Raw genomic sequence first — 18,633 nt, 5'->3', positions numbered from 1 at the left:
TCGAGCACGTGCCGCCGTTGCGGAGTCATCCGGTGATGATGCCCCGGGCGCGGGTGGTGAGCCAGCCGGCCATCGCGCGGACGCCGTGGGCGATGGCCCGCTCGTCGGGGTCGAAGGCGCCGAAGTGCGGGTAGCTGGTCTCGATGGAGGCGCCGGGACGGCGTACCCCCAGGAAGGTGTAGGTGCCCGGAAGGCGGTCGAGCATGAGGGCGAAGTCCTCGCCGCTGAAGGGGATCGCGGCGTGGAGGGTGCGGACCCGGTGGCGGCGCTGCAGGTGGCGGCGCAGCTCGTGCGCCTCGCGGGGCGGGCAGAGCAGGGCGGGGAACGGGTCGTTCGGGAACGTCACCGCCGTCGCGCCGGCCTCGCGGGCCAGGGCGCGGATGCGGTCGCGGATCTCGGGGTGCCGCTCGCGGGGCCAGCAGCGGTAGGAGAACGGGACTTCGGTGCCGATCGCGCGGGCCTGGGCGAAGACGAAGCGGGACAGCGGGCCGCCGGGCTGCTGGAGGTCGGCGACGAGGCGTTCCAGGTCGGCCGGCGTGGCGGGGCGCGCCACCGTGCCCAGGGCCGTGATGGCGGCGGCGAGACCGGCGGCCGCGGCGGGATCCGGCAGGGTGACCGAGCCACGGTCCTGGCCGGGCAGGCCGACACCGGGGGTGACCGCGAACTCGCCGACCGGGAAAGGCCCGCAGTGCAAGGCATGGATCTCCGTCGGCCGCAGCCGGTCGAGGAGACCGTCGGCGAGCATCGCGGCGGCGCCGGTGAGGGTCTCCTCGGCCGGCTGGAAGACGAAGACGACGGTGCCGGCGAACGGGCGCCGGGCCAGGACGGTGGCGACGCCCACGCCGACGGTGGTGTGGATGTCGTGTCCACACAGGTGCGCGGCGGTGCCCGTGCCGCCGATCTGGTCGCCCGCGGGCACGGCGTCCATGTCGGCGCGGTAGGCCACCGTGCGGCCCGGGCGGTCGCCGCGCAGGACGCCGACGACGCCGTGGCCGCCGACGCCGGTGGTGACGTCGAGACCCGCCTTCCGCAGCCGCCGGGCCACCTCGGCGGCGGTCCGCCGCTCCTGGCCCGGCCCCTCGGGATGCGCGTGCAGGTCGCGGCGCAGGGCGATCAGGTCGTCCTCGAGACGCGGTGACGCGGCCGCCGCTCGGGCCGCTCCCGGCCAGACGGCTGCCGCTCCGGCCGCGGCGGCACCGCCGAGCAGAACGCGGCGGCTGATGGTGTGCGACATGGTTCCTCCCCCGGATCGCGATGTGCGTCGATCATCTCGGGGGCGCCCGCCCCGGCGCAGTGGAGCTGGGACCACTCCTGACGGTGGTGCTGACCCGACGGGTCACCAGGCGAGGCCCGGCCGTCCAGGAAGAGGAAGCGCCGGGCCCACCGGGTCGCGGACGTCCTGCATCACGTGCCGGACGCGGTCGCGTGCGGGTGCGGCGGCGCGGGAGCAGGCCACGACGTCCCGCCGTGCTCGGCGAGATGGGCGGCCACGGCGGCACCGAGGCCCCGGCTCGTGCCCGTGACGACCGCCAGACGGGTCACCGGAGCACCAGCAGGTCGAGGGCGTCGACGACCGGGCCGGTCTCGGTCCGGGCGGCCTCGCGCAGGCGGGCCACGCCGGCCTCGTACGCCTCGTCGGTGATCAGTTGCAAGGGGGTGTGTGCCTCGCGCCGCAGGGTGGCGGCGGCCTCCGCCAGCGACGCGGCGGTCACCTGCGGTACGGGCTGGCAGGCGGCCGTGGTGAAGCCGGCGCCGGCGAACGCCTCCTCGACGGCGGCGACGCTCGGGTAGCTGTCGAGCACGGCGACCGCCTCGGGGAACCAGCGGAACAGCGAGATGGCCTCGTGCCGGCCCGCGAACGCCGAGCGGATCAGCACGGGCGCGCCGGGCTTCAGCACCCGCCGCAGCTCGCGGGCGGCCGCGTCCAGGTCCGGCACGTGGTGGATGACGGTGGAGACCCAGGCCCCGTCAAGGCTGTCGTCCGCGCACGGGATGTCGGCGGCGGTGCCGGGCACCACCGGCCGGAACACGGCGCGTTCGCGCATCGCCGCCGACGGCTCGACCGCGACCACCTCGACCTGCGGCCACCACGACCGGAACGCGCGTGCCCAGCTGCCCGTGCCGCAGCCGAGGTCGAGCAGGCGCGCGCCCGGCCGCGGGGCGAGGTGCTCGCCGATCGCCGTGCGCCAGGCGGCGAGGGCGTCGGCTCGCAGGTGGCGGGTCGCCTCGAACGCCGACGCGTCCGTGTCGTCGTACGCGATCAAAGCCATGAGACGACCCAACCCGACGATCGGCGCTCGATCAAGCCCGGATGGTCATGCGCGAGACCCGGTCGCCCTCGACGCGGAACGTGAAGTGGCTCGGGCCGGTGTAGCCGTTTCCGCCCACCTGCGCGGTGATGGTGGTCTCGTCGCCGTGCTTGCGGATGGTCTGCACGGTCAGCGCGACCTGCTTGCCGATGAACTCATTGTCGCTCCAGCCGCGGATGCGCTCGGCGCCGCGGAACTCGCGCCCCCAGTCGTCGACCACCCCGTCGTCGGTGAACGACGCCAGGAAGGCGTCGATGTCGTTCGCGTTCGCCGCGTCGACCGCCCGCTTGACGGGCTCGTCCAGCTTGTCCACTTCTTCTCCTCGTTGCCGGTTCCTGAGCGGCGGCAGCGCCACGAGCAGCGCCGCCGCCCTCCTGAGCAGTGTCATGCCGCCGCCTCCATGTCCGCGCCCAGCGACAGCAGGTGCACTGCGAGCCGCAGGTGCAGGTTGAACGGCCCGCACTGCCAGTCCTCTCCCAGCAGGCGCCCGATCCGGTCGAGGCGCTTGCCCATGGTGTTGGGGTGGATGTAGAGCTCCCGCGCCGCCCGCGTCGCGTTCCCGTTGTTCGCCATCAGCACCTGCACGGTACGCACCAGGTCGCCCCGATGCTCGCGATCGTGCCGCAGCAGCGGCTCCAGCGTGCCGAGCGCGAACGAGCGCAGCTCCTCGGCGCCCTGCGGGTCGAACAGCTTGCGGTAGACGACCAGGTCGTTCGCGGTGACCACGCGCCCGCTCACGCCGAGCCCCACCAGCAGCTCCGCGCCGTGCAGCACGTCGCCGGCCGCCGCCGAGACGCCGCCGCCGCGCGGCAGCACCGGTTCGGACACGCAGATCGCCGCCGCGCCGCGCCCCCGGGCGCGCAGCCGCTGGGCGACCCGCTGCCCGGCGTCGACCGGGGAGGTGCCGGGCAGCACGGCCACCAGAGCGTCACCGTGGCGTCCGCCGAGCCCGCCGAACAGTGACGCGGCGTCGGTCACCGCCCGCACATCGGCCATCGACGGCTCGGCGGTGCGCACACCCACCACGACGTACGCAACGTCGACGTCGAACCCGCGCAGCCCGGCCAGCGCGCACACCCCCGGCGACAGCGGCCCGCGGGCGGTGAGCAGCTCGTCGAGCAGCTCGCCGCGGACCTGCTCCTGGGCGCGGGTCAGCTCGTCGAAGCGGCGCAGCCCGAGCGCGGCCAGCCGGGCGGCGCGGTCCAGGTCGGCCCGCTCATCGGGCGAGAGCGCGACGGGCGTCTCCAGCACCAGCAGCCCCGCGCCGAGCGGCACGACCGCCGTCGTCCCGCAGGGCTGTTCCACCCGCCGGCGGAAGGCGCGCGGGTCGTCCGGCACCGGCCCGGCGAGCAGCCGGAACTGCGCGTCGAGCAGCCGGCACTCGCCGCCGAAGTGGCGGCCGACGAGCTGCGCGATCCGTACGGCCGACGGGTCCTCGGAGCCCACCAGCGCCAGAAGCTCGTCGAAAAGGAGCAGCAACGTCGTCGTCATGCCTCGATCGTGGACGGGTCGCGGCCCGCGCGACATGACGCCCGCCCGACTGGCGTACTCGGGAAAACCCCACGCCGGTTCACGGGCTCGCACGACAGACGGCGGACCCGGCCGTGCCGACGATGGATCACATGTCTCACCATCTCGATTCGCCGCTCGCGCGGCAGGATGTCCGCCTGGACATCACCGACCTGTACGTCTTCCGCGGCGAGACCGGCACCGCGCTGGTCATCAACGTCTGCCACTCGATCGCCGGCGACATCCCGGTGCCCGGCTTCCACCCGGAGGGCAAGTACGAATTCAAGATCGACACGAACGGCGACGCGGTCGAGGAGGTCACCTACCGCTTCGTGTTCGCCGAGCGGGACGCCGAGGGCCGCCAGGCGTACGAGATCTTCCGTGGGGAGCGGAGCGTCGCCCGCGGCGTCACCGGCGAGGAGGTCACCGCCGGTGGCCTGCGGGCCTGGGCGGGCAAGGCCGGCGACCCGTTCTGGATCGAGCCGGACGTGCTGCACGCCATGGGCCACGCCGTGCAGGACGGCACGCGACTCCAGCTCGGCGACTGGACCCCCGCCCGCGCGGCCAACCTGTTCGCCGGCCACACCGTCCACTCGATCGTGCTGGAGCTCGGCGACCTCACCGGCACGATCGGCGTCTGGGCCGTCGCCTCGCTCCAGACCGACGCCGGCGGCTGGCGCCCCATCAACCGGATCGGCCTGCCGATGATGCACCCGCTGTTCACCCAGTACAACGAGGACCTCGGCGACCGCCTCAACGGCGGCGAGCCCAGGGACGACTTCGCGGTGCACGGCCCCCTGGTGATCCGGGAGATCGCCGGCATCGTCGCCGCGTACGGCACCGCCGAGGACCCCACCGCGTACGCGACGACCGTCGCCCACCGGATCCTGCCGAACATCCTGCCCTACACCGTCGGCACCCCCGCCGCGTTCAGCTTCGCCGGCTTCAACGGCCGGTCACTGACCGACAACGCCCCCGACGTCATGTTCAGCCTCGCCGCGAACACCCCGATCACACTCGGCATCGGCAAGGAGTCCATCACCACGAAACCGACGGCGACGTTCCCGTACGTTCCGCAACTGCCCTGATCCACGGTGGCCGGCCTGGACCTCGTCGTCGCCCTCGGCCTGGCGCTGCTGATCGGCAACCTCGTGTCCGAACGGCTGCGCCTGGCCGCGCCGGTCGTGCTGGTCGCGCTCGGCGTGCTCCTCGGCCTCCTGCCCGGGCTGCGCGGCACCCGCCTGCCGCCCGAGGTGGTGCTGCTGCTCTTCCTGCCCGCGCTGCTGTTCTGGGAGAGCATCACCACCTCGCTGCGCGAGATCCGCAGCAACCTGCGCGTCATCGTGCTGACGAGCACCCTGCTGGTCGCGGCCACCGCCGCCGTCGTCGCGTCCACCGCCCACGCGCTCGGCCTCGCCTGGGGCCCCGCGTGGGTGCTGGGCGCGGCCGTCGCCCCGACCGACGCCACCGCCGTCGGCGCGCTCGCCGGCGCGCTGCCCCGCCGCACGATCACCGTCCTGCGCGCCGAAAGCCTCATCAACGACGGCACCGCCCTGGTCATCTTCGGCCTGGCGGTGGGTTCCGGCCGTCCCGGCGTCGCGCTGACCGGGTGGTTGTTCCTTTGGTCGTACGGGGGAGCCTGCGCCACAGGAGCATTCATCGGCTGGGCCGCCACGCGGCTGAGGCGGCGTCTCGCCGACGCCGAACAGGACAACATCGCGATCCTGCTCATCCCGTTCACCGCCTACCTGCTCGCCGAGACGGCCCACACGTCCGGGGTGGTGGCGGTCGTGGTCGCCGGCCTGATGATGGGCCAGGCCGGCCCCCGGCTCGGCAGGCCGCGGACCAGACAGCAGACGTTCGCCTTCTGGGGCCTCGCCACGTCCCTGCTGAACGGCGCTCTCTTCGTGCTGGTCGGCATCGAAGCGCACGCCGCCGTCCGGGACCTCTCCGGCGTCACCCTCACCCGGGGCCTGCTCGCCGTGGCGGTCACCTCGGCCGCGGTCGTGGGCGCCCGCTTCCTGTGGCTCTTCACCACCCCGTACGTCATCAGGGCCCTGGATCGCCGCCCCCGCCAGCGCCTGCGCCGGGTGAGCGCCCGAGCCCGCGTGGTCAGCGGCATAGCCGGCTTCCGCGGCGCCGTCTCGCTGGCGGTCGCCCTCTCGATCCCGCCCGGCTTCCCCGCCCGCACCCTGATCGTCTTCACGGTCACCGGCGTCATCATCGTCACGCTGGTCGCCCAGGCCGCCCTCTTCCCGCGCGTGGTCCGCTGGGCCCGCCTCCCCACCGACAGGTCCTTCGCCGACGAGCTGAGCCTCGCCACCCGCACCATGACCGAAGCCGCCCGAGCCGCCCTGCCCGCGCTGGCCCGCGACGCCGCCCCCGGCGCGGCCGCCCGCGTCCTCGACGACCTGAACGGCACCACCCCGCGCGACGCCGCCCTCCGCCTGGCCCTGATCGCCACGAAACGCGACGCCCTGATCGGCCTGCGCGACGCCGGCCGCATCGACGACAGCGTCCTGCGCCACCTGGAGGAAAGGCTGGACCGCGAGGAGGCCGCGCTCCGCTGAGCGGCTCGCTGAACTGCGCGCCACCGGCAAGTCGGACCTGTCCCGGGCGGTCGTCGACTCCAGCCACGTCCGAGCGCTCAAGGGCGGCCAAACCGGCCGGAGCCCACCCGACCGCGGCCGGGTGCCGAAGATCTACGCGGCCCGCGGTTACGACCACGACAGTGCCGCATCTTGGTCCGCGAACTGGACATCGCTCCAGTCATCGCTCGCCGCGGATCCTCGCACCGCTGACCGGTGGAGCGGGCCTCCGCCGGCGAAGAGATCCCCCACCGCCGCTCGTGAAGGTCGGCGACGGGATCACGCCGTAGCGATCCGAGACCGGGAAGGTGCCGCCCGGCCCGATGGTGCTCCCGCTGGGGTCATGGTCGCGCTGCCCAGGACGAGGCGCGCGAGGCTCGCGAGCCAACGGCCGCTCCCGCGGACGAGGAAGAACCATCCGCTCAACGGGAGGGAATTCGGATCGTCTCGATCCACGGTGGGGGTGATGGCGCCTCGTCGCCGACCAGGCCGGCGACGACCCGGGCCGCGCTGGGGGCCGTCGGGGGCCAGGGGGTGAGGCCGTCGGTGAGGACGATGACGATCTGGGGGCGCTGCCGTGCCTGGAGGGCGCGCTCGATGCCCACGCGCATGTCGGTGCCGCCGCCGCCTTCCAGGGTCACCTCGCCGACGGTGGCGACCTGGCGTACGGCGTGGACGTCCGCGTCGCAGGACAGGACCGCCACGCGGTTGTGGCCGATGCCGACCGCGCGCAGGACGCCGGCGACCTCGGCGAGCACCGCGCGCAATTGCTCGTCGCCCATCGAACCGGACGTGTCGACGACGACCGCCACGCGTGGCATGGGTCGGCGCAGGCTCGGCAGGACCACCCCGCGGACGGCCGCACCGCGGCGGGACGGGCGCCGGTAGGTGTAGTCGACCGCGCCGGCCGCCCACGCCGCCGCCTCGCGCACGGCGCCGGTCAGGGCCTGGCGCCAGTCGATCGTGGGCTCCAGGATCTCGTCGGCCCAGCGGCTCCACCCGGCGGGGACGCGGCCGCGCGCCTTCGCGTGCGCCCGCAGGGCCTGGGCGGTCTGCCGCCGGATCGCACCGGCCTCGGCGGGACTGACCCGGGCGGCCGCCGACGACTCCCACGGCATGGGCACGCCGTGGGCACCCGACCCGCATTGCGGCGGGTGGGGCGTGGCCGGGATGCCGCCGAGGTATTCCTCGAAGAGCCGCCCGTCAGGCAGGCCGAACATCGCCGGCTTCATCGCCCCGGCCGGCAGCGACGAGAGGTCGTCGTTGATCTCGCAGTCCTGGGCCACGTTGACGCGGTGGTGGTCGTGCCGGACGGCCGATGGCAGCAGCTCGGCCCGGCGATGGTGGTCGCGCAGCAGGTGGGCCACCTCGTGGATCCACACCGCGGCGAGCGCGGGCACCGGCGTGGCGTCGACGAAGGCCGGCGAGACGTAGCAGCGCCAGTGCCGGTCCACGCCCATGGTCGGGACCTCGAACGAGGGCACGACGGTGAGGCTGTAGAGCGCCGACGCAAGGTAGGGATGGCTGCCGGTCGCCTTGAGCCGCGCCGCCAGCAGCTTGGTCCGATCGAGCGAGACACCCGCCGGCGAGGCCGGCGCCCGCGGGCCGGCCGGCATCGCGGGACCACCGGCCACCGGCGTGGCAGGCGGCCGGGAGCCGGTCGGCGGGGCGGGTCCTGCGGGCGGGTCAGCCGGCACCGGTCAGGATCCCGGAGGCGGTCAGAACGTCGACGAAGGCGTCGATCGCCGCCGGGACCGGCCAGCCGGGGTCGCGCATGCGCGCCAGGTCGAAGGCGGCTCGGGCGGCCACGTCGGGGACGCCGGCGTCGACGGCCTTGGCCAGCACCTCCCACGCCGCCTCCCAGCGGGCCCGGGTCACCGACGATGCGACGGCGGCCACCACCGCGGTGAGGAAGGCCAGCTGACGGTCGCCCCGGTCCGGCAGGGCGAAGGCGGCCGGGTTCGCCAGGACGCGTTCCGGGTCGGGCAGGTCCAGCTCGTCCAGGTAGGTGACCAGCTCGAGGCCGGCGCCGTCGCCGACCGCGCCGACCAGGGCGGTGGCCAGGGCCTCGCGTCCCAACGTCGTGCAGAAGTGGAAGACCAGGAGCCGCAGCGCCATGTCCCACGTGCGCGGCGAGGGCCAGGCGCCGCCCCGGCTCTCGGCGTCCGCGGGCAGGTGGTGGGTCAGGCCGGGGCGCGCCGTGAGGAAGCCGGCGATGAGGCCGCGGGCGCGGGCCAGGGCGCTGGGCGCGCGGTCGAGAGCGACCGTGGGCACCTCGATGTGCGGCCAGACGCCGGCCAGGCCGCGGGCGACGACGCGCGGGTCGTGGGCCCAGTGCAGGTGGACGAAGCGGTTGGCGAGCGGCGGGCTCAGGTGCCACCCGTCGGCCGCGCTCGCCGGCGGGTTGGCCGCGGCGACGATGCGCACCGCGGGCGGCAGGGTCAGGCTGCCGACGCGACGTTCGAGGACCACGCGGAGCAGGGCCGCCTGCACCGCCGGCGGCGCCGACGACAGCTCGTCGAAGAACAGGATGCCGTTGCCCCGCCGCGCCAGCCGCACGGCCCAGTCGGGCGGCGCCATGGGCACGCCCTCGGTGGCCGGGTCGTCACCCACGATGGGCAGGCCGGCGAAGTCGGACGGCTCGTGCACGCTCGCGATGACCGTCTCCATCGGCGCGCCGAGCCCGTCGGCCAGCTGGGCCAGCGTGGCGGACTTGCCGATGCCGGGCTCGCCCCAGAGCAGCACCGGCAGGTTCGCCGACACGGCGAGGACGAGGGCTGCCGCCCGGTGGTCGTCGACCGGCTCGGTGCGGGACGTCCCGATGCGGGCCAGCAGCTCGTCGGCGGCGTCCAGCCCGGTGGTCACGCGGCCCGCTCCTGGATGTATGTGGCGACGGCGTGGAAGTCCTCGCCGCGGTGCTCCATGTATTCGAGCATCTCGTCGAGGTATTCGAGCACCGACATGTCGTCCTGGTTGGGGACGCGGGGATCGGCGCCGGCGTCCACCATCGCCCGGATGAGGCCGGCGGGCCAGTCCTGGGTGACGGCCAGGTAGAGCGGGGTGCTGCCCTGGCGGTCACGCGCGTTGATGTCAGCGCCCTCGGCCAGCAGGCGGGGCAGCAGGCGCGTGTGGTCGAACGAGCGGACCATGTGCATCAGGGTGTGGCCGCGGCCGTTGCGCAGTGCGGGGTCGAGGCCGGCGTCGAGCATCTCGAGGACCGTGCGGGTGCCGCCGTGGATGATGCGCTGCCAGAGGTCTTCGCGGATCGCGCGCAGCCTTTTCGGCAGGCGGCCGGGCTTGCCGGACCAGGCCTGCGCGGCGGCGAAGCAGCCCGAGACCGTGCCGCCGAACGCCAGCAGGGCTCGCTCGCGCTGCTCCTCGGCGGCGGTGTGCTCGCGCAGGACGAGACGGCCGTGCGCGTGCTCGATCTCGTGCCACACGCCCCGGCAGCGCACCCGGATCGGAGGCTCGGCCGGGGCCGGCGCGGCGGCGGGCGCCGCAGCGGCCGGGAAGAGCGCTTCGCGCACGAGCGGGTGGAGCTCGGTCACTCGGGTCCGCCCGCTGCGCACCAGGTCAAGGTCGGCGGACGGGCGCAGCAGCGCCGCGCTGAGCTGTGGCAGCTGGTTGTGGTCCTCGCGGCGGCGCGAGCGCCAATCGAGGGAGATCGCGGTGAGCCGGACGGCGCCGCCCTCGACGTCGACCTTGGCCAGATTGTTGTAGTCGAACCAGATCGCCCACGACGGCGAGCCGAAGAGGGCCGCGACGCGCCGGGCCTCGGCGGCCAGGAGGAACGGGTCGAGCCACGCGAGGCGGGCAAGGTCGAACGGTGTGGAGCCCTCGTCGTCGACCGTCGCCTCGACCCCGGCCTCCGCCCAGGCAGGCACGCCGGAGCCGAGCGGGGTATGAGGCGACGTGGGGCCGCCCACCACGGCTCGCAGCTCTCCGGCTCGTCGCGCGTCCCAGAGATGCGGAGCCAGCCGGATCACCCGCGTCGCGTTCAGCGACCCGTATGCCGCGATCTCGAGCCGGAGCTGCTGTGACCCGAGCACCGACACCGGCGCGTGCACCACGAGCACCTTGGTGCCGGCCGTCACGGGTGAGGTTCCATAGAGGACGTACGAGGCGTCGGTGGCCAGGGTGGTGTAGCCGCCGAGGGCGCGGGGCAGATGCCACCGCAGCAGGTCCGGGGCGAAGCCGGCCACCAGGTCCTCGACGCCCGCCGGGGAGTCGAAGCCGACCGCCACGTCGGCGGCGGCACACGCCGCGCGCCAGTCGCCGCGCTCGCGCGCCGCCGTGCATTCCGCGATCATCCGCTCGGGCACCGCGTAGCGGCGGATCCGTTGCCAGGTGGCGAGGTCGCTCATCGGTACACGCTCACGATCGCGCCGATGTCGGCGTGCGGCGGTGTGGAGGTCTTGGGCGCCAGCCGGCGCATGCGCCTCGGGACGCCGCCGTTGATGCCGAGGTGGTCGAGCCCGGCACCGGCGGCCAGCAGCTGCCGCGCTCCGCGGCCGGTGACCCCGGTGAAGCGCACGTCGAGCCGGCGCAGCGCGCTGCCCGGCAGCGCCGCCGCGAGCAGCGCGGCCCCGTGGTCGCCGACCACGTTGGGCTGTCCGCCGAGCGCCCGCTCGGACGGCGGCCGGGCCAGGTCGAGCGCCTGCCAGGCCGCGAGGTGGGCGGCGAGCGGCGCAACGCTGGTGATGCCGTTGCCGCCGAGCCCGAGCACCATCGAATAGCCGGCCAGGGCGTCCGCCAGCTCGGCGGTGCCCTCGTCGCCGAGTCTGTTGACCGCGAGATAGAGCTCGCGGACACCGCCCTCGGCGACGAGGCGCACGAGTGCGGGCACCGCCGACGGGCCGAGGCCGTTGCCGCCGAGGAAGAGCCGCTGCATCGCGGGCGGCCGCTCGGCCAGCGCGTCGGCCAGGTGGGTGAGGCCGGCGAGCGAGAGGCCGGTGTTGACCAGGTCGAGCGTGCGCAGGGACGTGTTGTGCGCCAGCGCCTCGGCCAGCGCTGCCACGCCGGCGTCGCCGATCGGGTTGCGCTTGAGCCACAGCGCCCGCACCGACGTGTCGGAGGCGAGGCGCTCGGCGAGCGCGGCGGCACCGGCGGCGTCGATCCGATTGCAGCCGAGGTAGATCGTGCTGATCCCGTGGCCCGGCACCAACTCACCGGCCACGGCGCGGGCACCGGACGCGCCCAGGCCGTTGGTGCCGAGCAGCACGTGTCTCGCGTGCGGTGAGGCGGCCGCAGAGCGCATGACGCGGGCGGCCTGGAGCGGCCCCACGCCCTGCTTGCACAGGTCGACCCGGCCGTCGGGGCGGACCAGGCCGCGGGCGAACTCCTCGGGCGCGGTCACCGGCGACGGCGAGGCGAGCCGGCCGAGCAGACCGTCGAAGTCGGACGGGTCGGCGAGGCCGCGGGACGGGTCGGTGATGGCCGGGCACCGCACGGCCGGCTGCTCCTGCATCACCACACCCACTCCCCCGCGGAACGTCAGGGGCGAAGCCGACCGGATTCGAACCGGCGTCCTCCTGCTCGCAGCTAAGGCGCGACGACCTCTGCGCTACGACTTCGCCGCCGCGGAGCTTACGGGAGGGGTACGACAGTTTCGTCAGCGGTCCCGGCTCGCCCCGGCTGCCGGTCGGAGGCGCGCCGGTTGTGCTGAGGCGGCGCCGCCGGTGGGGAGGCGAGGATGTGGAAGGACCCGCTCGCCTCCGCGTGGTAGGCGCCGGTGGCGGTCGCCGCGGCGCCCCGATAGAGGATTTCCTGCCACGGCGCGGGGGCCGGTTCGGGGGCCGTACGGCGGCGGCGCCGGACGACCGGCTTCTTGGCGGACGGCTCGGGGACGTACAGGTGCTCGACGAAGCCGAGCCACAGGTCGACGATCGTGTTGCGCACGCCCATGAACGCGACCACGGCGTAGGCCGCGGCGAGCGCGTTGAGCGTCGCGAAGGCGGCGTTGCCCCAGTTGTGCAGCTGGACGTCGCGCCAGACGGTGTAGACCGAGAACGCGATGACGAGCAGCGGTGAGACGGCGAACAGCAGCGAGGTCGCGGTGCGGTCGGCGACCTTCGGGGTGCGGGCGAACGGGATCTTCTTGCCGGTGACGGCCTGCTGCAACGATTTCACGACGCCGGCCAGGTTGACCGGCAGCAGGATCAGGTTGAAGCCGTAGATGCGCAGGATGTCGGTGCGCTTGTAGCCGAGGCGCTTGAGGTCGCTCGCCATGGCCAGGAAGTAGGGCAGTGCCGCGAGGACGATGAGCGGGCTGAGGAGCTTGCTGTCGAACGGGTACGCGAGCAGCAGGATCAGGCCGATGCTGCTCCAGCAGGTGGATGCCATGTAGTTGACGCGCAGCCAGGTCTGCGCGGCGCTGCCGTGCTCGCCGCGCTGGGTGCGCTCGCGGCTGTTGCGCCACAGCTTGGGCAGGATGAGCAGGCCGCCGTTGGCCCAGCGGCGGCGCTGGATGGCGAGCGAGCCGAAGTCGGGCGGGGTGGCGCTGTAGCTGAGCCGTTCCGGGTAGTTGATGAGCCGCCAGCCGTGGATGGCCAGGTCCAGGCTGGACTCGGTGTCCTCGATGACGGTGCGGTCCTGCACGTAGCGGCGCACCTCGTGGCCGCTCGCGTGCTCGACCTCGACGATGTCGTCGAGCGCCCGCTTGCGGATGACCGCGTTGGCGCCGACCCAGAACGTCGCGTCGTGGTAGCTCATGCCCTGGTGGACGATGTGCTGGAGGTCGGTGGTGGCGCCGGCGAGGCGCTCCATGCGGGTGGACGAGCCCGGGAAGGCCGAGTACGGCGTCTGCGCGACCGCGAGCCGGTGGTTGTCCGGCAGGAAGAACAGGTACACCAGGCGCAGGCAGTATTCGGGCAGCAAAATCGAGTCAGCGTCGAGCGTGAGGATGAACTCGGCGTCCGGCACGGTCATCGTCCCGGCCGGCGACGGCACGAGCACGGTGCCCTCGGGAGTCTCGCGCACCTCGTAGCTGCGGCCCATCAGCCCGATGTAGCTGTTGAGGTTCATCGCCTTGTTGGCCTCGTGCGACAGCGACGCGTACCGCTTGCGCTCGAAGCTGGTGATCTCGCAGCGGAAGGTCCAGGTGAGCCGCTGGCAGAGCTGCCGTTTCCGTTCGTCCGGAAGGGATTCGCCCTCGTCGAGCGCGGAGGCCAGCGCGCCGGCGACGCCGTCGAAGTCCTTGGCGAGCGCGCCGAGGACCTGCTCCGCGAAGAACCGGTCGACGTGGTCCTCGATGAGCTCCTCGGCGGCGCGGCGGCGCAGCCAGTCCGCGGCCCAGCGATATTCGTCGATGAGGTCGCCGATCTCGCCGGCTTGCAGGCGCGCGAAGCGCTCGCGCGGTTCGCGCAGCCATTCGGTGAGCTCGCCGGGGAGCGCCCGGGCCGCCACGAGTCCCGCCACGTGGTCGGCGCGCGTGGGGTGGGGCGGGTCGTCGAGCAGCAGCACGACCCGCAGGTCTGGATATTCTTGCAGCGCCGCGGAGAGCAGCGTCTTGCGGATGGTCGGGACCTGTTCGCGGTACGAGGGGACGAGCACCGTCATGGGCGGCCGCCGGTCGTCGAACGCCTCGTCGACGACCGCCCGCGGCACGCGCCGGTGCGCGCGGGTCCGGTAGAGCGCGCCCTGCCGGGCCACCAGGTAGAGCAGCGACGACATCGTCAGCAGCGACATGATGGCGACGTAGACGACGGTCTCGGACGTGAACCGCATGCCCTGGAAGCCGCGGTTGACGAACTGGGAGATGACCGTGACGACGATGTAGGCCGCCCAGGCAAGCAGGGTGACGACGATGCCGAGGCGGCCCATCGTGATGAGCGTGTCGCTCGCCGGCGCGGCCACCGGGGGCAGCGGCTGGGTGCGCCGGTCGGCGCCCCACTGGCGCCTGCGTTTCGCGGGCATGGACGGCTCCCCGGGGGTCGGAGGGTGATCGGAGACCCGGATCGGCCGCGGCGGCGCGCACTTGAGGGAAGTTCCTCAAGTCGTGCCGGGGGCCGCCGATGGAACGCACATGTCATCCCCCGACTCGGCGGCGGAGCCCCGTCGCCGGCTGTCCGTCCCGCGGATCCTGCTCGTCGTCGTGGTCGTGGCCGCTGCGGTCTGCGCGCCCTTCGCGTTCCGCACGGTCAAGGACCGGCTGGACGCGGGCGCCGCGCAGGTGTCGTCGTTCGCCCCGTACGTGGACGTGACGAACACGCCGCAGTTCTCGTTCGAGGACGCCTCGGCGAACGCGGCCGGCACCGTGGTGCTGGGCTTCGTGGTGAGCAGCACGGACGTGGTGTGCCGGCCGAGCTGGGGCACGGCGTACTCGCTGGCGACCGCGTCGACCGGGATCGACCTCGACCGGCGGATCGCCCGGCTGCGCCAGCGCGGCGGCGACGTGACGGTGTCCTTCGGCGGGGCGAGCAACAAGGAGCTGGCGTCGGCCTGCACCGATCCGGCCAAGCTGCAGGCCGCGTACGAGGCGGTGGTCGACCGCTACGGCATCACCTCCGTCGACTTCGACCTCGAGGACGGCGGCGAGACCGCGGCCGTCATGGCCCGCCGGGCGGCCGCCGTGCGCGCCGTGCAGCGCAAGCGCGTCGCCGCCGGCAAGAGCCTCGACGTGTGGCTGACGCTGCCGGTCGGCACGGCGGGGCTCACGAGCGTGGGCGTGGCCGAGCTCGACGCGATGCTCGCCGCCGGGGTGGAGGTCGCCGGGGTCAACGCGCTCACCATGAACTACGGCTCGCCGGGCACGGGACGGACCATGACGAGCCTGGTGGAGGCGTCGCTGACCTCGCTCGCCGGGCAGGTCGTCACCTCGTACAGGAAGATCGGCACGACCCTGAGCGCCGAGGAGGGCTGGCAGCGGGTGGCCGCCACGCCGATGATCGGGCAGAACGACACGGCCGACGAGCGGTTCCAGCTCTCGGACGCGTCGGCGCTGCTGGCCTTCGCCCGCGAGAAGGGCCTGCGGCGGCTGTCGATGTGGTCGGCCAACCGCGACAACAACTGCGGCGTGAACTACGTCGACACCACCATCGTGTCGACCAGTTGCAGCGGCCTCGACCAGGAGCGGGGCGCGTTCACCGCACTGTTCAACGAGTTCACGGCGACCACGCCCACGAAGGCGCCCGCGAGCGCGGCCGCGCCGCCGTCGGACGACCCCGCCACGTCGCCCTACCCGATTTGGAACGAGCTGACCGCGTACGCCAAGAACGCGAAGGTCGTCTGGCATCACAACGTCTACCTGGCGAAGTGGTGGACGCAGGGCGACACCCCGGACGCGCCGGTGACGAACGCGGCGGACACGCCGTGGACGCTGCTCGGCCCGGTGCTGGCAGGCGAGACGCCGCTGGCGACCGGCTCGTCGACGGTCACGGCGACCGCGTACGCGACGTGGAACCCGGCCGCCACCTACGTGGCCGGCGACCGCGTGCAGTACCACAACGTGGTCTACCAGGCGAAGTGGTGGACGCTCGGCGACGTGCCCGGCGCGGCGGTCAGCGACCCGTCCGACACGCCGTGGGAGAAGCTGTGATCAGGCTTCGCCGATGGCGTCGCGCAGCGCGGCCCGCTTGGTGATGCCGAGCTTCGGGAAGATCTGGTAGAGGTGGCCGCCGACCGTGCGGGGCGACAGGAACAGGCGCTCGGCGATCTGCTTGTTCGTCATCCCGGCGGCGGCCATCCGGGCGATCTGGAGCTCCTGCGGGGTCAGCGCCTCGGCGCCGCGGGCACCGGCGGCCGTGCGGGTCGCCTGCCCGGCGGCGCGCAGCTCGGCCTCGGCGCGCTCGGCCCACGGCGCGGCGCCGAGCTTGCGGAAGGCGGCACGCGCGGCCTCCAGCTGGAGGCGGGCCTCGACGGCCTCGCGGGAGCGGCGCAGCCTTTCGCCGTACGCCAGCCGGACCCGCGCCACGTCGAACGGCCACTGCTCCACGGTGGGCAGGGCGAGCACCCGCTCGAACAGCGTATCGTCGTCGGCCACCAGCGCCTCGCAGGCGGCCGTGAGGATCGCCAGGCGCGGCGAGAGAGCAGCCACACCTGCCTCGCGCAGCGCGCGCACGTGCGCCTCGGCGTCGTGCCTCCGCCCGGTGCGCAGCGCCGCGTAAATCAGGTCGAAGGCGACCCACAGGGCGATCGGCACGTGCGAGGCGAGCGTGCCGGGCGGGCTGATCGCGCAGGCGTGCCGGTACGCCGCGTCGAAGTCCTCCCGGCCGTACGCGGCGAGCACCAGCGCGTGCCGGGCCATCGTCGCGGCGAGCCCGGCGCCGTGCGCGGCCGCCCAGTCGGTCATGCGCTCGGCGACCGCCGCGGCCTCGTCGTGCCGGCCGTGGACCGCGTGCAGCAGCGCCTCGTGATACCAGAAGTAGAAGCGGAAGAACTGCGTGCCCGGCGCGGCGCAGACGGTCAGGCCGCCGGCCGTCAGCCCGGCCTGCTCTTCCCACGCGCCGCGGTGGAAGGCGTCGACGGCGAGGTCCATGAGCGCGACCAGGCGCTGCCGCGCGGGTGCGCCCTCGCCGGCCAGCCGGGTCAGCCGGCCGCGCAGCACGCCGATGCGGTCCACGAACATCGCGCACCCGGCCACGTTCAGAACGGTGTCGTGGCTGGGATCGCGCAGCGCGACGTCGAGCGCGGCCTCCAGGCGGGGCAGCGCGGCCACGCCGGTGCGGACCGGATCGGCGAAGGTGTCCAGGGCGAGCCGCAGCTCCGGGTCGGTGGCGCCGTCCACCGGCCGCCACATCTCGGCCCGGCCGCCGAAGAAGGCCAGCAGCGCGATCGTCCACTGTGCGGACTCGGGCGGGCCGTCGGCGCTCTCCAGCGCGCGCAGGACGAAGGCGTGCACGACGTCGACCGGGGTGCCGGAGTCGAGCATCACGAGCGCGGCGGCCGACGCGTAGTGCGTCGTCGCGTTCTCCTCCCCCGCCGCCTTGCGGGCCTGGGCGAGCAGATCGGCGGCGCTGCGGGCCTCGCCCAGGGCCTCGGCGCCCACGTACGCGGCCTCGGCGAGCCGCCTGCTGCGCTCGGCGGCGGACGGGCTCAGGTCGGCCGCGCGGGTCAGCGTCGCCACCATGGCCTGCAGGTCGCCGTGGCGCAGCATCTGCTGGGCGGCCCGCTCCAGCAGCGCGGCGACCGCCTCGTCGGGACCGGTCGCCGCCTCGCCGAGATGCCAGGCGCGCCGCTCGACATCGTCGCCGAAGGCGGTGGCGAGCGTGCTGTGGGCCCGGCGCCGGGCGGCGGCGGTGGAGACGGTGACCACGGCGGAGCGGATGAGCGGATGCTGGAACACGACCTGACGGGTGTCGCCGTCGACCCGCACGAGACCGTCGCGCTCGGCCGGTTCCAGGTCGTCGAGCAGCCGGTCGCCGCCCACGGCGGCGGCCAGCACCGCCAGGCCCGCGTCGCCGTCGAGCGCCGCGAGCAGCAGCGTGTGCCTGGTCTCCGGCGGCAGGGCAGCGATCCGGTCGGCGTACAGCTGCTGGAGGCGTTTGCCCAGCGGCAACACGGGAGGCAGGCGGGGCACGTCGCGCACCGAGCGGGGCAGTTCGAGCAGGGCGAGCGGGTTGCCCTGGGCGGTCGCGAGGACGCGGTCGCGGGCCTCCGGATCGAGGGCCGGGAAGCGGGCGGCCAGCAGCTCGGCGGACGCCCCGGCGTCGAGCGGGCGCACCTCGTGCTCCGGCAGGCCGGACCGGTCGAAGAAGCCGGGAACACCGGTGCGGTAGGCGGCGAGCATCGCGGCCCGGCTGCCGCCGAGGCGGCGCGCCACGAAGCCGAGCACCTGCGCACTGGCGCGGTCGATCCATTGCAGGTCGTCGATGACGAGCAGGGCGCCGGCGCGGCGCAGCAGGAGGGTGACGGCGCTGGAGAGCAGCAGCGGCTCGGGCATCGCCCCGTCGCTGAGGCCGAGCGCGACGCGCAGCGCCCGCTCGTGGGCCCCGCCGAGGTCGCCGAAATGGCCGAGCAACGGGAGCAGGGCGCGGTTGAGACCGGCGAAGCCCACCTCGGCCTCGTACTGAGCACCGGGCAGCCGGATCACGAGGCGGTCCGCGGTGTCGGCGACGGCGGTGAGCAGCGCGGTCTTGCCGACGCCGGGATCGCCGGTGACCAGCAGCGTCCCGCCGGTCGCGCTCGTTCCCGTGCCCGTCGCGGCGTTCGTCGCGGCGTTCGTCGCGGCGTTCGTCGCGGCGTTCGTCGCGGCGTTCGTCGCGGCGTTCGTCGCGGCGTTCGTCGCGGCT

The 18,633-nt window shown here is 74.3% G+C and carries 14 protein-coding genes and 1 tRNA gene; 3 read left to right on the top strand and 12 right to left on the bottom strand.

What is annotated here, in order from left to right; all coding sequences use genetic code 11:
* Nucleotides 1-25 precede the first annotated feature (25 nt).
* The 5 genes from Ade02nite_RS29505 to Ade02nite_RS29485 all read right to left on the bottom strand — a co-directional run bounded on the left by Ade02nite_RS29505 (nt 26) and on the right by Ade02nite_RS29485 (nt 3,800).
* Nucleotides 26-1,234 (bottom strand): M20 metallopeptidase family protein, encoded by a 1,209-nt coding sequence (locus tag Ade02nite_RS29505; RefSeq protein ID WP_203771037.1) that lies wholly within the window; start codon nt 1,232-1,234, stop codon nt 26-28.
* Between the two features lie 170 nt (nt 1,235-1,404).
* A complete protein-coding gene (locus tag Ade02nite_RS29500) occupies nt 1,405-1,542 on the bottom strand; it encodes a hypothetical protein (protein ID WP_203771034.1) in 138 nt (45 codons plus the stop codon).
* A complete protein-coding gene (locus tag Ade02nite_RS29495; RefSeq protein ID WP_203771032.1) occupies nt 1,539-2,270 on the bottom strand; it encodes a class I SAM-dependent methyltransferase in 732 nt (243 codons plus the stop codon). Before Ade02nite_RS29495 ends, Ade02nite_RS29500 begins: the two co-directional genes overlap by 4 nt.
* 31 nt (nt 2,271-2,301) lie before the next feature.
* The gene (locus Ade02nite_RS29490; RefSeq protein ID WP_203771030.1) at nt 2,302-2,697 is read right to left on the bottom strand and encodes a nuclear transport factor 2 family protein; all 396 of its coding nucleotides are present in this window, start codon (nt 2,695-2,697) and stop codon (nt 2,302-2,304) included.
* Nucleotides 2,694-3,800, bottom strand: coding sequence for a PucR family transcriptional regulator (locus Ade02nite_RS29485; RefSeq protein WP_203771028.1), 1,107 nt, complete (start codon nt 3,798-3,800; stop codon nt 2,694-2,696). The genes Ade02nite_RS29490 and Ade02nite_RS29485 overlap by 4 nt, the downstream gene beginning before the upstream one ends.
* A gap of 131 nt (nt 3,801-3,931) precedes the next feature.
* Between Ade02nite_RS29485 and Ade02nite_RS29480 the strand changes: the two genes are divergently transcribed.
* Nucleotides 3,932-4,906, top strand: coding sequence for a DUF4331 family protein (locus Ade02nite_RS29480; RefSeq protein ID WP_203771026.1), 975 nt, complete (start codon nt 3,932-3,934; stop codon nt 4,904-4,906).
* A gap of 6 nt (nt 4,907-4,912) precedes the next feature.
* Nucleotides 4,913-6,388, top strand: coding sequence for a Na+/H+ antiporter (locus Ade02nite_RS29475; protein ID WP_203771024.1), 1,476 nt, complete (start codon nt 4,913-4,915; stop codon nt 6,386-6,388).
* Between the two features lie 440 nt (nt 6,389-6,828).
* Here Ade02nite_RS29475 and Ade02nite_RS29470 read toward each other — a convergent pair whose 3' ends face one another.
* The 6 genes from Ade02nite_RS29470 to Ade02nite_RS29445 form a co-directional block, all read right to left on the bottom strand.
* Nucleotides 6,829-8,022 (bottom strand): vWA domain-containing protein, encoded by a 1,194-nt coding sequence (locus Ade02nite_RS29470; protein WP_203771022.1) that lies wholly within the window; start codon nt 8,020-8,022, stop codon nt 6,829-6,831.
* Between the two features lie 70 nt (nt 8,023-8,092).
* Nucleotides 8,093-9,271 (bottom strand): AAA family ATPase, encoded by a 1,179-nt coding sequence (locus tag Ade02nite_RS29465; RefSeq protein WP_203771020.1) that lies wholly within the window; start codon nt 9,269-9,271, stop codon nt 8,093-8,095.
* Nucleotides 9,268-10,770: an ankyrin repeat domain-containing protein gene (locus Ade02nite_RS29460; RefSeq protein ID WP_203771017.1), complete on the bottom strand. Its 1,503-nt coding sequence runs from the start codon at nt 10,768-10,770 to the stop codon at nt 9,268-9,270. The genes Ade02nite_RS29465 and Ade02nite_RS29460 overlap by 4 nt, the downstream gene beginning before the upstream one ends.
* Complete coding sequence (locus Ade02nite_RS29455) at nt 10,767-11,873, bottom strand: leucine-rich repeat domain-containing protein (protein WP_239169160.1); 1,107 nt, start codon at nt 11,871-11,873, stop codon at nt 10,767-10,769. Before Ade02nite_RS29455 ends, Ade02nite_RS29460 begins: the two co-directional genes overlap by 4 nt.
* 33 nt (nt 11,874-11,906) lie before the next feature.
* Nucleotides 11,907-11,979, bottom strand: a tRNA-Arg gene (locus tag Ade02nite_RS29450).
* A gap of 13 nt (nt 11,980-11,992) precedes the next feature.
* On the bottom strand, nt 11,993-14,320 hold the full coding sequence (locus tag Ade02nite_RS29445; protein ID WP_203771014.1) for a glycosyltransferase family 2 protein: 2,328 nt from the start codon (nt 14,318-14,320) through the stop codon (nt 11,993-11,995).
* A gap of 109 nt (nt 14,321-14,429) precedes the next feature.
* Between Ade02nite_RS29445 and Ade02nite_RS29440 the strand changes: the two genes are divergently transcribed.
* On the top strand, nt 14,430-15,941 hold the full coding sequence (locus Ade02nite_RS29440; protein WP_203771012.1) for a chitinase: 1,512 nt from the start codon (nt 14,430-14,432) through the stop codon (nt 15,939-15,941).
* Here the strand turns inward: Ade02nite_RS29440 and Ade02nite_RS29435 are convergent.
* Nucleotides 15,942-18,633 (bottom strand): LuxR C-terminal-related transcriptional regulator (locus tag Ade02nite_RS29435; protein ID WP_203771010.1); only part of this gene is annotated, 2,692 nt, incomplete at its 5' end.

The organism is Paractinoplanes deccanensis (assembly GCF_016862115.1).
Lineage (GTDB): Bacteria > Actinomycetota > Actinomycetes > Mycobacteriales > Micromonosporaceae > Actinoplanes > Actinoplanes deccanensis.
This window is presented reverse-complemented; position numbering and strand designations above follow the sequence as displayed.